Origin of the sequence: Streptomyces sp. NPDC002328 (genome assembly GCF_042890065.1) — a bacterium.
Classification (GTDB): Bacteria; Actinomycetota; Actinomycetes; order Streptomycetales; family Streptomycetaceae; genus Streptomyces.
The window spans coordinates 178,511-191,981 of record NZ_JBIARQ010000009.1; the positions used below are offsets into that span (position 1 = coordinate 178,511).

At 72.6% G+C, this 13,471-nt stretch carries 14 protein-coding genes; 7 read left to right on the top strand and 7 right to left on the bottom strand.

Annotated features, from left to right (window positions below; genetic code table 11):
• Nucleotides 1-6: 6 nt before the first annotated feature.
• A complete protein-coding gene (locus ACFYX4_RS23510) occupies nucleotides 7-1,245 on the bottom strand; it encodes a MurT ligase domain-containing protein (protein WP_389336561.1) in 1,239 nt (412 codons plus the stop codon).
• Nucleotides 1,246-1,402: 157 nt separating this feature from the next.
• On the opposite strand from ACFYX4_RS23510, the gene def reads away from it, so the two are divergent.
• Entirely contained in the window at nucleotides 1,403-1,957 is a 555-nt protein-coding gene (gene def / locus ACFYX4_RS23515; protein ID WP_389336563.1) for a peptide deformylase, read from the top strand.
• A gap of 81 nt (nucleotides 1,958-2,038) precedes the next feature.
• Here the strand turns inward: def and ACFYX4_RS23520 are convergent, their stop codons facing one another.
• Nucleotides 2,039-2,683 (bottom strand): TetR family transcriptional regulator, encoded by a 645-nt coding sequence (locus ACFYX4_RS23520; protein ID WP_389336566.1) that lies wholly within the window; start codon nucleotides 2,681-2,683, stop codon nucleotides 2,039-2,041.
• A 180-nt stretch (nucleotides 2,684-2,863) separates the two neighbouring features.
• On the opposite strand from ACFYX4_RS23520, the gene ACFYX4_RS23525 reads away from it, so the two are divergent.
• Nucleotides 2,864-4,093: an acyl-CoA dehydrogenase family protein gene (locus ACFYX4_RS23525; protein WP_389336568.1), complete on the top strand. Its 1,230-nt coding sequence runs from the start codon at nucleotides 2,864-2,866 to the stop codon at nucleotides 4,091-4,093.
• 184 nt (nucleotides 4,094-4,277) lie between these two features.
• Here ACFYX4_RS23525 and ACFYX4_RS23530 read toward each other — a convergent pair whose 3' ends face one another.
• The 5 genes from ACFYX4_RS23530 to ACFYX4_RS23550 form a co-directional block, all read right to left on the bottom strand.
• Complete coding sequence (locus ACFYX4_RS23530) at nucleotides 4,278-4,514, bottom strand: DUF6213 family protein (RefSeq protein ID WP_389336570.1); 237 nt, start codon at nucleotides 4,512-4,514, stop codon at nucleotides 4,278-4,280.
• A 25-nt stretch (nucleotides 4,515-4,539) separates the two neighbouring features.
• Complete coding sequence (locus tag ACFYX4_RS23535) at nucleotides 4,540-5,925, bottom strand: NADP-dependent succinic semialdehyde dehydrogenase (protein WP_389336572.1); 1,386 nt, start codon at nucleotides 5,923-5,925, stop codon at nucleotides 4,540-4,542.
• Between the two features lie 92 nt (nucleotides 5,926-6,017).
• Nucleotides 6,018-6,482, bottom strand: coding sequence for an NUDIX domain-containing protein (locus tag ACFYX4_RS23540; RefSeq protein ID WP_389336576.1), 465 nt, complete (start codon nucleotides 6,480-6,482; stop codon nucleotides 6,018-6,020).
• Nucleotides 6,479-8,017, bottom strand: coding sequence for an ATP-dependent DNA ligase (locus tag ACFYX4_RS23545; protein ID WP_389336578.1), 1,539 nt, complete (start codon nucleotides 8,015-8,017; stop codon nucleotides 6,479-6,481). Before ACFYX4_RS23545 ends, ACFYX4_RS23540 begins: the two co-directional genes overlap by 4 nt.
• 29 nt (nucleotides 8,018-8,046) lie before the next feature.
• Nucleotides 8,047-9,024, bottom strand: a complete 978-nt coding sequence (locus ACFYX4_RS23550) for an NAD(P)/FAD-dependent oxidoreductase (protein WP_389336581.1) — start codon at nucleotides 9,022-9,024, stop codon at nucleotides 8,047-8,049.
• A 79-nt stretch (nucleotides 9,025-9,103) separates the two neighbouring features.
• Between ACFYX4_RS23550 and ACFYX4_RS23555 the strand changes: the two genes are divergently transcribed.
• From ACFYX4_RS23555 to ACFYX4_RS23575, 5 genes are all read left to right on the top strand, one after another.
• Nucleotides 9,104-9,715 carry a helix-turn-helix domain-containing protein gene (locus ACFYX4_RS23555; RefSeq protein ID WP_389336585.1) on the top strand — a complete coding sequence of 204 codons (612 nt, stop codon included), beginning with the start codon at nucleotides 9,104-9,106 and terminating at the stop codon, nucleotides 9,713-9,715.
• A gap of 116 nt (nucleotides 9,716-9,831) precedes the next feature.
• Complete coding sequence (locus ACFYX4_RS23560; RefSeq protein ID WP_389336587.1) at nucleotides 9,832-10,809, top strand: NADPH:quinone oxidoreductase family protein; 978 nt, start codon at nucleotides 9,832-9,834, stop codon at nucleotides 10,807-10,809.
• Nucleotides 10,806-11,987 (top strand): acyl-CoA dehydrogenase family protein, encoded by a 1,182-nt coding sequence (locus ACFYX4_RS23565; protein ID WP_389336590.1) that lies wholly within the window; start codon nucleotides 10,806-10,808, stop codon nucleotides 11,985-11,987. Before ACFYX4_RS23560 ends, ACFYX4_RS23565 begins: the two co-directional genes overlap by 4 nt.
• Nucleotides 11,984-13,066 carry an acyl-CoA dehydrogenase family protein gene (locus tag ACFYX4_RS23570; RefSeq protein ID WP_389336593.1) on the top strand — a complete coding sequence of 361 codons (1,083 nt, stop codon included), beginning with the start codon at nucleotides 11,984-11,986 and terminating at the stop codon, nucleotides 13,064-13,066. The genes ACFYX4_RS23565 and ACFYX4_RS23570 overlap by 4 nt, the downstream gene beginning before the upstream one ends.
• A 195-nt stretch (nucleotides 13,067-13,261) precedes the next feature.
• Nucleotides 13,262-13,456, top strand: a complete 195-nt coding sequence (locus ACFYX4_RS23575; protein ID WP_389336596.1) for a hypothetical protein — start codon at nucleotides 13,262-13,264, stop codon at nucleotides 13,454-13,456.
• Nucleotides 13,457-13,471: the final 15 nt, after the last annotated feature.

Below are 13,471 nucleotides of genomic sequence, written 5' to 3' on the forward strand. Positions count from 1 at the left end.
TCGTGCTCAGTTGCCGACGCGGCGGCGCAGGTCCTGGAAGGCGGTGTAGTTGGCGATGACCTCGATCCGGCCGGGCGGCGCCGTCTGCACGGCCTGGTCGAGGCTCTCGCACACCTGGAAGTGCTGGTTGGCGACCTCCAGACGCACCGCCAGGTCAAGCTTGCGGTCGCCGATGACGAAGATCGGGTGGCCGGTGAGCCGGGTGTAGTCGACGTCCCACAGCCACGAGGTGTCGGTGCCGTCGGCGCCGCGCGCGTTCACCGACAGGATGACCGGGGTGGGCGGCGGGTCGATCAGGCTGAACGTCTCCAGCCAGCCGGCCGGGTTCTTCGCGAGCAGGAGCCGCAGGTCGCGCTCCATGAACTGGACGACGTCGTAGCGTCCGGCGACGGCCTGCACCTGGTACATCCGCTCCAGCGCCACCTGCGGCGGTACCCCGAAGACGGCGGCGACGGCGGCCGAGGAGGCGGCGTTGGCCTTGTTGGCGCGGCCCGGCAGCTGGAGGTGGATCGGCCAGGCCGAGCCGTGCGGGTCGAGGACGTGGTCGCCGGAGAGCACCCAGCTCGGCGTCGGCCGGCGGAAGCCGCACTCGCCGCAGAACCAGTCGTCGCCCGGACGCTGCATCACACCGCCGCAGGACGGGCAGGACCAGGCGTCGTCCTTCCACATCTGCCCGGCGGCGACCCAGATCACGTTGGGGGAGGAGGAAGCCGCCCACACCACCAGCGGGTCGTCGGCGTTGGCGACGACGACCGACTTCGAACCGGCCAGCCCCTCACGCCAGTTCTCCGCGAGCATGCGGGTCTCGGCGGCGCGGTCGAGCTGGTCGCGCGAGAGGTTCAGCAGGGCGATGCACTTGGGGTCGGTGTCACGGGCGACGCCCGCGAGGTACTTCTCGTCCACCTCGATGACGCCGTATCTGGCTTCCGAACCGCCCGCCAGGGCCGAGGTGATACCGGCCGGCATGTTGGCGCCGAGGGCGTTGGACACGACCGGTCCCGCGGCCCGCAGCGCCTCCGCGATGAGCCGGGTCGTCGTCGTCTTGCCGTTGGTCGCCGACACCAGGACGACGTCCAGGTTCTGCGCGAGCCGGGCAAGGAGGTCGGGGTCGAGTTTCAGCGCCACCCGGCCGCCGATCACCGAACCGCTGCCGCGCCCCGCGGCGCGCGATGCCGCCGCCACCGCCTTACCCGCGGTCACGGCCAGCTTGGCCCGCGGCGTGAGCGGGTCCGAGTTGCCTGCCATCAGTTCTCGATCCTCCTTGCGTACGCGCCGGGCCTCTGCCTGACGGCAACGTGCTAGGTGGTCAGCCTATCGAGATCCATTCGCACTCCCGAATCCCGGCACCGCCTCACGTCGCGCACGGCATGCGCGTGTCAGAAAGGACCGTACCCTTGCCGCCATGCGACAAGGCTCCATCCCGGGCTCCCAAGGGCGCGTCCGGCCCCTCACCCTGCTCGGCGACCCCCTCCTTCGGCAACCCTGCCGGGAGGTCACCGACTTCGGCCCCGGACTCGCCCGTCTGGTCGAGGACATGTTCGCCACGATGTACGCGGCCCGGGGCGTGGGCCTGGCCGCCAACCAGGTGGGGGAGCCCCTGCGGGTGTTCGTGTACGACTGCCCGGACGACGAGGAGGTCCGCCACCTGGGGCATGTCGTCAACCCGCGCCTGGTGGAGGCGGACGGGATCGTGCTCCGGGGCCCGGAGGGCTGTCTGTCCCTGCCGGGCCTGGAGGCGGGCACGGAGCGCCACGACCACGCGGTGGTCGAGGGGTACACGATGACGGGCGAACGCCTGCGCGTCCACGGCACGGGATTCTTTGCCAGATGCTTGCAACACGAGTGCGATCATCTGGACGGGACGGTGTACGCGGACCGGGTGACGGGGTGGCGGAAGAAGCGGCTCATGCGCCAGGCGAGCCGGACTTCGTGGCACCGGCAGGGCCCGCACGCCTGAGGGGCGCGCGGCCGTGCCGATGTGCGGCCGTGCCGCGTGGGCACGAGTAACCACGCGCGGCCCGCACCCGGTGTACGACCGTCAGAACCCGGGTCCGCCCATCTTGTCCCCCGCGGCGGCGAGCCGGCCCCAGAGCAGGTCGGCGAGGCTCCGCACCAACTCGGCCCGGCCGCACGGCCGCTCGCCCAGCCACCAGTCGCCCGCCGCGTGCATCATCCCGACGATCCCGTGCCCCCACACCCGCGCGAGCTGCTGGCTCCCGGGCCCGAGGTCCAGCCGGTCCTCGATGACCTGGGCCAGCTCCTCACCCATCCGGCGCAGCAGCGGGATCGAGTGCTTGCCCACGTCGAATCCGTGGTCCCCGCCCTGGCCGCCCTCGGAGGGGTGCATCAGGAACCGGTACACCTGGGGCCGGGCCTCGATCGCCGCGAGGTAGGTGTCGAGCGTGGCCTCGACGCGGTCGCGCCGGTCCGCCGGCGCGTCCAGCGCGGCCCGCAGCGAGTCCAGCAGCGCGTCCGTGTGCCGCTTGGCCAACGCCGCGTAAAGTCCGCCCTTGTCGCCGAAGTGGCGGTACAGGATCGGCTTGGTGATGCCCGCCTCGGCGGCGATCGCGTTCATCGAGGCCTGCGGGCCGTCACGCAGCACCACCCGGTCCGCGGCCTCCAACAGCTCCCGCCGCCGGCGGTCCGCGGATCGTTGCTGCTCGGTCCGCTGCGTGGTGTCCATGATCTCTCCCCACCCGTGCTGTTTCGATGGCGCACGCGCAAACTAGCACCTGACAGCAGCCTGACATCGAACGGGCTGACGAGCAGTCGCCGGGAGTTGACTTTTCCTACCGACCGGTAACACACTCGTGTTACCGCAAGTAACATGCACGTCGAGGCGTGCGCCGCCGCTGGAGGGGTCATGGCCGAGTTCACCATGGAGCTCAACGACGAACAGAAGGAGGTGCGGGACTGGCTGCACGGCTTCGCCGCCGACGTCATCCGCCCCGCGGCCGCCGAATGGGACGAGCGTGAGCAGACTCCCTGGCCGGTCATCCAGGAAGCGGCCAAGGTCGGCATCTACTCCCTCGACTTCTACGCCCAGCAGTACTTCGACCCGACCGGCCTCGGCATCCCGATGGCCATGGAGGAACTGTTCTGGGGTGACGCGGGCATCGCCCTGTCCATCGTCGGCACCGGTCTCGCCGCCGTGGGCGTCCTCGCCAACGGCACCGAGGAGCAGATCGGCACCTGGATCCCCCAGATGTACGGCGACGCCAACGACGTCAAGGTCGCGGCCTTCTGCTCCTCCGAGCCCGACGCCGGGTCCGACGTGGCCTCCATGCGCACGCGTGCGGTGTACGACGAGGCCAAGGACGAGTGGGTGATCAACGGCACGAAGACGTGGGCGACCAACGGCGGCATCGCCAACGTCCACGTCGTCGTCGCGGTCGTCGACGCGGACCTGGGCTCCAAGGGGCACGCCTCCTTCATCATCCCGCCGGGCACGCCCGGTCTCGCCCAGGGCCAGAAGTTCAAGAAGCACGGCATCCGCGCCTCGCACACCGCCGAGGTCGTCCTCGACGACGTCCGCGTGCCCGGCTCCTGCCTGCTCGGCGGCAAGGAGAAGCTGGACGAGCGGCTGGCGCGGGCCCGCGAGCGGGCGAAGGCGGGCGGCGGCGAGCGGGTCAAGAACGCGGCGATGGCCACGTTCGAGGCCTCGCGGCCGGCGGTCGGCGCGATGGCCGTCGGCACCGCCCGCGCCGCGTACGAGGTCGCCCTCGACTACGCCAGGACCCGCGAGCAGTTCGGCCGGCCGATCATCGACAACCAGGGCGTCGCCTTCCAGCTGGCGGACATGCGCACCGCCGTCGACGCGGCGCGGCTGCTGGTGTGGCGGGCGTCGTGGATGGCGGTCAACGGCAAGCCCTTCACGGCGGCGGAGGGCTCGATGTCCAAGCTGTTCGCGAGCGAGACGGCGAAGACGGTGACGGCGCAGGCGGTCCAGATTCTCGGCGGCAACGGGTACACGCGGGAGTATCCGGTGGAGCGGATGCACCGGGATGCGGCGATCTACACGATCTTCGAGGGCACGAGCGAGATCCAGCGGCTCGTCATCGCCCGCACGTTGTCGGGGATGCCGATCCGGTAACACCGGGGGTGGTTCTGCGCGATGCGGTCTGCGGGTGCGTCGTGGCCGGTCGCGCAGTTCCCCGCGCCCCTTGAGTAGGTGCACTGCACGTACCTAAGGGGCGCGGGGCTGTGTCGATGTGCGGCTCCGCCGCGTGGGCGCGACCAGCCACAAGCGGCCCGCACCCGGCGACGGATCCGCACCCCTACGGAGTACTCCCGCTGCTGTGCGCGATGCACGCCACGTCGATGCGATCCGCCAGCTTCGCCAGTTCGATGGTCAGCGCGGCGACGGTGTCCTCGTCCAGCCCGTCCGCCCCCGCCTCGACGAGATGCAGCCACCGCGCACCCAACGTGCGGAGCAGCTTGCTCACATCGGCCGCGGACACCTGCAAGGTCCCGCGCTCGTCGACGATCAGGGGCAGGGTCACTTCGCGGTTCACAGTCGGGATCGTAGCCGCGGAAGCGTCACGCACCGTGCCAAACGGTGGTGATGTTGCAGAACTCCCGGATTCCGTGCCCGGACAGCTCACGCCCGTATCCGGACCGCTTCACCCCGCCGAACGGGAAGGCAGGGTGGGAGGCCGTCATCCCGTTGACGTACACCCCGCCGGCCTCCAGATCCCGGACGAAACGGTCCACCTCGGCCTCGTCGCGCGTCCACACGTTGGAACTCAGTCCGAACGGTGAGTCGTTAGCGAGGAGCACCGCCTCGTCGAGGTCGCCGGCCCGGTACAACGTCGCCACCGGCCCGAACGCCTCCTCGCGGTGGACGCGCATCTCGCGGGTGACGCCGGCCAGGACGGTCGGCGGGTAGTACCAGCCGGGCCCCTCCGGCCGCTCCCCGCCGCACAGCACCGCCGCTCCGCTCCGCTTCGCGTCGTCGACGAGCTCCTCCAGGTCGTCGCGTCCGCTCTCGCTCGCCAGCGGACCGACCTCGGTGTCCTCCTCCAGCGGGTCGCCGACCTTCAGCGCCCTCATCCCTTCGGCGAAGCGCTCGGCGAACCGGTCGTACACGTCCGTGTGGACGATGAACCGCTTGGCGGCGATGCACGACTGCCCGTTGTTCTGCACCCGCGCGGTCACCGCCACCCGGGCGGCCCGGTCCACGTCCGCGGACGGCATGACGACGAACGGGTCGCTGCCGCCCAGCTCCAGCACCGTCTTCTTGATCATCTCGCCGGAGGCGGAGGCCACGGCGCGTCCCGCGGGCTCGCTGCCGGTGAGGGTGGCCGCCTTGACGCGTTCGTCGCGCAGCACGTCGTCGACCGCGCCCGAGCCGATCAGCAGGGTCTGGAAACAGCCCTCGGGGAAGCCCGCCCGGTGGAACAGGTCCTCCAGGTACAGGGCGGTCTGAGGGACGTTGGAGGCGTGCTTGAGCAGGCCCACGTTGCCCGCCATCAGCGCGGGCGCGGCGAAGCGGACCACCTGCCAGAGCGGGAAGTTCCACGGCATCACCGCGAGCACGGGCCCCAGCGGCCGGTAGCGGACGAGGGCGCGGGAGGCGCCGGAGTCCTTCACGTCGGCCTCGGCCGGCTCCTCGTCGGCGAGCAGCCCCTCCGCGCGCTCGGCGTACCAGCGCATCGCCTTGGCGCACTTCGCGGCCTCCGCGCGCGCCTGCTTGACCGGCTTGCCCATCTCGGTGGTCATCACCCGGGCGATCTCCGGACCGTCCTCGTCGAGGAGGTCGGCGGCCCGGTTCAGCAGCCGGGCGCGCTCGGCGAACGCCGTGGTGCGGTACGTGCGGAACGTGGCCTCGGCGAGCTGGAGCCGGCGTTCGAGCTCCTCCTCGCCCAGGGCCTCGTACGTCTTGAGCGTCTCGCCGTTCGCCGGGTTCACCGTCGCGATGGGCATGACCGACCTCCTGGAAAGCGGGCTGTGCTTCGACCTTCGCGCGCCGCGACGGGGGCCGCAACGCGTACGTCTGCTCAGGGGGCCGGGACCCCTCAGCCCGAGTGCTCCGCCAGCCGGTCCAGAAACGCGGCCTGCGCCGTGACGATCACCTCACGCGCCCGCTCCACACCGAGCCAGGCCACCCGGTCCAGCTCCGGGAACTCCGCGGTCCGCCCCGACCTGGGCGGCCACTCCATGACGAACGTGCCCGGCACGACCGTCGCCGGGTCGAGGTCCGCCTCGACCGCCCATACCGTCACGATCTTGCCGTTCGTCTGCCGCACCCAGCCCAGCGGCAGCGCCTCGCCGTCCGGCGGGGGCAGCCCCAGCTCCTCCTGGAACTCCCTGCGGGCCGCCTCCCAGGCCGGCTCGTCCGGCTCGTACTCGCCCTTCGGGACCGTCCACGCACCGGCGTCCTTCTTCGCGAAATACGGGCCTCCCATATGCCCGAGCAACACCTCCAAGCCGTCGTCGGTGTGCCGGAACAACAGCAGGCCCGCGCTGCGCTTGACGCTCACGGCCGCACCTCCGGATGCGCGGCGAGCAGCGTCTGCACCGTGTCCGCCTCCTCCGGCCGCTTGTCCTCGCGGTAGCGGATCACCCGGGCGAAGCGGAGGGTGACGCCGGCCGGGTAGCGGGTGGAGCGCTGGAGCCCGTCGTAGGCGATCTCGACGACGAGTTCGGGGCGTACGACCACGCCCCAGCCCTCCTCCCGCACGGCCAGCCCCCGCAGATGCCCGGTCTGCCAGGTCAGCATCGCGTCCGTCATGCCCTTGAAGGTCTTGCCCAGCATCACGAAACCGCCGTCGGCGGCACGGGCCCCCAGGTGCAGGTTGGACAGCTTGCCGGTGCGGCGGCCGTGGCCCCACTCGGCGGCCAGCACCACCAGGTCGAGGGTGTGCACGGGCTTGACCTTCAGCCAGGACGCCCCGCGCCGCCCCGCGCTGTAGGCGGCGTCGAGGGACTTCACGACGACGCCCTCGTGGCCGCGCAGCAGGGTCTCCCGGAGGAACTCCTCGGCCGCCGGCAGGTCCTGCGGTCCGGACACCAGCGCCCGGCGGACCCGCATCGGCTCGGGCACCAGCCGGGCCAGCTCCGCGTGCCGCTCGGCGAACGGCAGATCGAGCAGGTCCCGGTCGTCCACGGAGAGCGCGTCGAAGAAGACGGGGGAGACGGGGACGGCCGCGGCGGCCGTCGCCACGTCCACGCGTGAGCCGACCCGGCCCGCCGTCTCCTGAGAGCTCCGGGGCCGCCCGGCCGCGTCGAAGGCGATGACCTCGCCGTCCAGGATGAACCGCGAACCGCGCAACTCCAGCGCCGCCGCGGTCACTTCGGGCAGCCGGTCGGTGATGTCGTCGAGGGTGCGGGTGTGGATCCGCACACTGTCGCCGTCCCGGTGCACCTGGACGCGGATCCCGTCGAGCTTCTCCTCCACCGCGCACGCGCCCAGCTTGCCGACCGCCTCGGCCACCGAGGACGCGGAGTGCGCCAGCATCGGCTGGACCGGGCGGCCGACGGTGAGCCGGAAGCGGTCCAGGGCCGCCGGGCCGTCCGTCAGCAGCGCCTGCGCCACCGTCCGGAGCGACCCGGCGAGCATCACCGCCCGCCGGACGTCCCCCGCCGCCGCCCCGGTCGCCCCGGCCAGCCCCTCCACCGCGACCGCGTCCAGCGCGCCCTGCCGGACCTCGCCGGTGATCAGCCCGAGCAGGAAGCGCTGTTCCTCCTCGGTGGCCGCGCCCATCAACTCCCCGACCAGCCGGGCCCGTTCGGCCTGGGAGCCGGGGCCGGACACCTTCCCCAGCTCGGTGAGCCGGGCGTCCACCTCGCGCACGGTCAGGGTCGGTTCGCCGGCCGGGGCGACCGGCCGGCCCAGCGCCTTCCAGCCGACGCCGAGCCGCCCCTGCGGGAGCCGTCCGGCCAGGTAGGGGATGACGACCGGCACGTCCTGCGGCTCCGCCTCCCGGAAGAGCCCGGCGAGCAGGGCGATCTTGCGGGAGCGCGCCGAGGCGGCGGCGACCTCCCGGGACACGTCGGCGAGCCGGGTCAGCAGCATGCAGCCATGGTGCAACGCCTTCGCGCCGACTACACCCGCACGGCCGCCGCGGACGCGTCCAGATCGGCCATCAGCAGCTCGCCGTTGATCGCCGCGCCCGCCCGGTAGCCGCGGCTCGCCGCGTTGATCACCTGCTCGGCGAAGCCGGAGGCGTTGCCCGCCGCCCACAGGCCGGGCACGCTCGTCCGGCCCTGGCCGTCGACCACGGGATAGACGCCGAACGGCGTGTCGGTCATCTCGGCGCCCAGGTCCCGCAGCAGCTCGGTCCGGGGGACCGGCCGGGGAGCGACGAACAGCGTCTCGCGGTCGTGCGCGGCCCCGTCCGCGAGGCGCACCCCGGTCAGCCGGTCGTCCTCGACGACCAGCCCGGCCACCTCGCCGGGCACCACGCGGACCCCGGCGGCGGCGAGCCGGCGCAGGTCCTCGTCAGAGAGCTCCCGCTCGGCGACCGTGTGCAGGAAGAACGTCACGTCCTTCGACCACTGGGTCACGATCAGTGCCTGGTGCACGCTCGCCGTGCTCGTGGCGAGCACCCCGAAGGCCCGGTCGCGCACCTCCCAGCCGTGGCAGTACGGGCAGTGCAGCACGTCCCGGCCGAAGCGCTCGGCGAGGCCCTCGACCGGGGGCAGTTCGTCCTTGAGGCCGGTGGCGACGACCAGTTGACGGGCGTGTGCGGTCCGGCCTCCGGCCAGCGTCACGGTGAAGCCACCGTCGCGGACGGCGGCGTCCACCGCCCGGTCGCGGACCAGGTCGACGCCGTACCGGGCGATCTCCTCGCGGCCGACGGCCAGGAACTCCGTCGGCGACATCCCGTCCCGGGACAGGAAGCCCTGCATATGGGCGGCGGGCGCGTTGCGCGGCTCGCCGGCGTCGACGACCAGGGTGCGGCGCCGGGCCCGGCCCAGCACCAGCGCGGCGGACAGGCCCGCCGCACCGCCGCCGACGACGATCACTTCATACCTCTCGCCCACCTCGTGCGCCCCGGTGACTGCGTGGTTCTCGGTCATGGGTGACCACCTCCACCCCGAACCTCGCGCACCCGCTGCCGTATTGACAAATGTGTTTGCCGAAACTGCAATGGGCCCCATGACCGAGACGGGCTCCACGAACGGCGACGGCAGGCAGGACGACATGGAAGAGGTGCTCGCGGAGGTCGGGCCGCGGCTGCGGCGGATCCGCAAGGAGCGGGGCGCGACGCTGGCCGGGCTGTCCGAGGCGACCGGCATCTCGGTGAGCACGCTGTCCCGGCTGGAGTCGGGCCTGCGCAAACCCAGCCTGGAGCTGCTGCTGCCGATCGCGCGGGCCCACGAGGTGGCGCTCGACGAGCTGGTGGGCGCGCCGGCGGTGCGCGACCCCCGGGTGCGGTCCGAGCCGATCGTGCGGCACGGGCGCACGTACTGGCCGCTGACCCGCCAGCCCGGCGGCCTCCAGGCCTTCAAGGTGCGGGTGCCGCCGGGCGAGGAGAAGCCGGATCCGGGCACCCACGAGGGCTACGAGTGGGTGTACGTGTTGTCCGGCCGGCTGCGGCTGGTGCTCGGCGACCACGACCTCGTGCTGACGGCGGGGGAGGCCGTCGAGTTCGACACACGGGTGCCGCACTGGTTCGGGTCGACGGCGGAGGGGCCGGCCGAGTTCCTCAGCCTGTTCGGGCCCCAGGGGGAGCGGATGCACGTCCGGGCGCGGCCCAGGAGGGCGTGACGCACGAGACGGTTCCCTGATCGGCAAGCGACCGCTTAGTATGCGATGAGGCCGGGTCACCCGAAGAGGGACCCCGGTCACCCGAGTCGGACGACGCAGTCCCGTGGAGGCTCCGCATGCAGGCATGGCAAGTGCACGAGAACGGCGAGCCGGGTGAGGTGATGCGCCTGGAGGAGGTGGCCCCGCCGACGCCCGGCGACGGCCAGGTCCTGCTGAAGGTGCGCGCCGCCAGCGTCAACTTCCCGGACGTGCTGCTGTGCCGGGGCCACTACCAGGTCCGGCCGCCGCTGCCGTTCACCCCGGGCCTGGAGATCTGCGGCGAGACCGAGGACGGGCGGCGGGTCATCGCCAACCCCGCGCTGCCCCACGGCGGTTTCGCCGAGTACGCCGTCGCGGACGCCGCCGCCCTGCTGCCCGCCCCCGACGCGCTGGACGACGCCGAGGCCGCCGCCCTGCACATCGGCTACCAGACCGGCTGGTTCGGCCTGCACCGCAGGGCGCACCTCGAAGCCGGCGAGACCCTGCTCGTCCACGCTGCCGCCGGAGGGGTCGGCAGCGCGGCCGTGCAGCTCGGCAAGGCGGCCGGCGCGACCGTGATCGGCGTCGTCGGCGGGGCCGACAAGGCCGCCGCCGCCCGGGAGCTGGGCTGCGACACGGTGATCGACCGCCGCGCGCAGGACGTCGTCGCCGCCGTGAAGGAGGCCACCGGCGGCCGGGGCGCGGACGTGATCTACGACCCCGTCGGCGGCGAGGCCTACGCCCAGTCCGCCAAGACCGTCGCCTTCGAGGGCCGGATCCTGGTCGTCGGCTTCGCCAGCGGCACGATCCCCAGCCCGGCGCTGAACCACGCCCTGGTGAAGAACTACTCGATCCTCGGCCTGCACTGGGGCCTCTACAACACCAAGAACCCGAAACTGGTCCAGCACTGCCACGAGCAGCTCACCGAACTGGCCGCCCGGGGCGCGATCAAGCCGCTGGTGAGCGAGCGCGTGCCGCTGAGCGAGGCCGCCGCCGCCGTGCAGCGGGTCGGCGACGGCGTCACCACCGGCCGGGTCGCCGTCGTGCCGTCCCTGGAGAACGGAGCCGCCACATGACCGACGCAGAGGAACTCCGCCGCCGCACACGGGAGTTGCTGACCGCCCATCCGCCGGCGAGCACGGACCGCCTGGACTTCCTCAGGGCCCGCTTCGACGCCGGACTCGCCTGGGTGCACTACCCCGAAGGCCTCGGCGGCCTTGGCGCGCCCCGCTCCCTCCAGGTCGTCGTGGACGCCGAGTTGGAGGCCGCGGGCGCACCCGACAACGACCCGCGGCGCATCGGCATCGGCCTCGGCATGGCCGCCCCGACCGTCCTGCGCTACGGCACCGAGGAGCAGAAGCGACGCTACCTGCGGCCCCTGTGGACGGGCGAGGAGGTCTGGTGCCAGCTCTTCAGCGAGCCCGGCGCCGGCTCCGACCTGGCGGCCCTCGGCACCCGGGCGGTCCGCGACGGCGAGGACTGGGTCGTGAGCGGCCAGAAGGTGTGGACCTCCAGCGCTCACATCGCCCGCTGGGCCATCCTCATCGCCCGCACCGACCCCGATGTGCCCAAGCACGCCGGCATCACCTACTTCGTCTGCGACATGACCGACCCCGGCGTCGAGGTGCGCCCGCTGCGCCAGATCACCGGCGAGGCGGAGTTCAACGAGGTGTTCCTCACCGACGTCCGCATCCCCGACTCCCGCCGCCTCGGCGAGATCGGCGACGGCTGGCGGGTCGCGCAGACCACGCTGAACAACGAACGCGTCGCCATCGGCGGCATGCGCCTGCCCCGCGAGGGCGGCATGATCGGCCCGGTGTCCAAGACCTGGCGTGAGCGGCCCGAGCTGCGCACCCACGACCTGCACCAGCGGCTGCTGAAGCTGTGGGTGGACGCCGAGGTCGCCCGCCTCACCGCCGAACGGCTGCGCCAGCAGCTCGTCTCGGGCCAGCCCGGCCCCGAGGGCGCCGGCATGAAGCTCGCCTTCGCCCGCCTCAACCAGGAGATCAGCGGCCTGGAGGTCGAACTCCTCGGCGAGGAAGGCCTGTTGTACGACGACTGGACCATGCGCCGGCCCGAACTCGTCGACTTCACCGGACGCGAGGCCGGCTACCGCTATCTGCGCTCCAAGGGCAACAGCATCGAGGGCGGGACCAGCGAGGTCCTGCTGAACATCGTCGCCGAACGCGTCCTGGGCCTGCCCGCCGAGCCGCGCACCGACAAGGACGTCGCCTGGAAGGACCTGGCCCGATGACGGATCTCCTGTACTCCGAGGAGGAAGAGGCACTGCGGTCGGCGGTACGGGACCTGCTCACCGACCACTGTGACGCGCCCGGCGTCATCGCCCGCACCGAGTCCGACGCCCCGCACGACGTCGCGGCCTGGAAGGCGCTCGCCGACGGCATGGGCCTCGCGGGTCTGCTGATCCCCGAGGCGCAGGGCGGCCAGGGCGCGACCCACCGCGAAGTCGCCGTGGTCCTGGAGGAGTTGGGGCGGGCCGTCGCGCCCGTGCCGTATCTGACGAGCGCCGTCGTCGCCACCGAGGCGCTGCTCGCGTGCGGGGCCGACGACCTGCTCGCCCGGCTGGCGGACGCCACCACGATCGGCGCGCTCGCCGTCGGCCTGCACACCGCGCCCGGCGCCGCCTTCCCGACCGTACGACTCGAAGACGGCGCCCTGCACGGGGAGTTGACCGGCATCGCGGACGCGGCCGTCGCCGATCTGCTGCTCGTCCCCGCGGACGACGGCGGGCTGTACGCGGTCGAGGCCTCCGCCGTGACCGTCACCCCGCAGGTCTCCTTCGACCTCACCCGCCCCCTCGCCACGGTCACCCTCGCCGGGGCCCCCGGCCGTCGTGTCGGCGACGCCGCGCCCGCGGTCCGCCGTGCCCTGCGCGCCGGCGCCGGACTGCTCGCCTCCGAGCAACTCGGCCTCGCGGAATGGGCGTTGACGGAGACCGTGCGGTACCTGAAGGACCGCAAGCAGTTCAACCGGCCGGTCGGCGGCTTCCAGGCGCTCAAGCATCGGCTGGCCCAGCTGTGGCTGGAGGTCGTCAACCTCCGCGCCGCCGCGCGCAACGCGGCCGACGCGCTCGCCGGCGGGCAGTCCGCCGACGAGGTGGCCGTGGCGGTCGCCGTCGCCCAGGCCTACGCGGCGTCCGTCGCCGTCCACGCCGCCGAGGAGGCGGTGCAGCTGCACGGCGGCATCGGCATGACCTGGGAACACCCGGCGCACCTCTGCCTCAAGCGGGCCAAGGCCGACTCCATCGCCTACGGCACGGCCGGCGCCCACCGGGAGGCGCTGGCCGAACTCGTCGACCTCCGCGCTCCCTGACAGGCGCCGGAGGAACCACGGAGAGAACCCGTCCCACCTGGGGCGGGTTTTCTCGTGCGGGCGAACGTACCGCGGGGAGGCGAACCCCTGCGGACACCACTCGTTCGGAGGACAGGCCAGTCGCACGGACGAACCCTCCGCTACGCCACACTTGCGGCCGAACGCCACGAAACGGACGTGGCGGAGGAGGTTGTCGTGGCCATTTCCATCTCGGTGGTGCTGTTGCTGCTGATCCTGGCGGTGATCTTCCTGCGCAACGGCGGGCTGAAGATCTCGCACGGACTGGTCTGTCTGCTGCTCGGCTTCTTCCTGGCCGGCACGAACATGGCCCCCACCATCCACAGCGGCCTCACGGCCACCGCCGAGATCGTCAGCAGCATCCGGCCGTGAGAGCACCGTAGGGGA

What these genes read in the sequence shown, in the direction of transcription:
- ACFYX4_RS23555 (WP_389336585.1), top strand. Translation starts at nt 9,104, where the DNA reads ATGACCGAGACGGGCTCCACGAACGGCGACGGCAGGCAGGACGACATG.
- ACFYX4_RS23570 (WP_389336593.1), top strand. Translation starts at nt 11,984, where the DNA reads ATGACGGATCTCCTGTACTCCGAGGAGGAAGAGGCACTGCGGTCGGCG.
- ACFYX4_RS23535 (WP_389336572.1), bottom strand. Translation starts at nt 5,925, where the DNA reads ATGCCCATCGCGACGGTGAACCCGGCGAACGGCGAGACGCTCAAGACG.
- def (WP_389336563.1), top strand. Translation starts at nt 1,403, where the DNA reads ATGCGACAAGGCTCCATCCCGGGCTCCCAAGGGCGCGTCCGGCCCCTC.
- ACFYX4_RS23525 (WP_389336568.1), top strand. Translation starts at nt 2,864, where the DNA reads ATGGCCGAGTTCACCATGGAGCTCAACGACGAACAGAAGGAGGTGCGG.
- ACFYX4_RS23550 (WP_389336581.1), bottom strand. Translation starts at nt 9,024, where the DNA reads ATGACCGAGAACCACGCAGTCACCGGGGCGCACGAGGTGGGCGAGAGG.
- ACFYX4_RS23545 (WP_389336578.1), bottom strand. Translation starts at nt 8,017, where the DNA reads ATGCTGCTGACCCGGCTCGCCGACGTGTCCCGGGAGGTCGCCGCCGCC.
- ACFYX4_RS23560 (WP_389336587.1), top strand. Translation starts at nt 9,832, where the DNA reads ATGCAGGCATGGCAAGTGCACGAGAACGGCGAGCCGGGTGAGGTGATG.
- ACFYX4_RS23510 (WP_389336561.1), bottom strand. Translation starts at nt 1,245, where the DNA reads ATGGCAGGCAACTCGGACCCGCTCACGCCGCGGGCCAAGCTGGCCGTG.
- ACFYX4_RS23565 (WP_389336590.1), top strand. Translation starts at nt 10,806, where the DNA reads ATGACCGACGCAGAGGAACTCCGCCGCCGCACACGGGAGTTGCTGACC.
- ACFYX4_RS23520 (WP_389336566.1), bottom strand. Translation starts at nt 2,683, where the DNA reads ATGGACACCACGCAGCGGACCGAGCAGCAACGATCCGCGGACCGCCGG.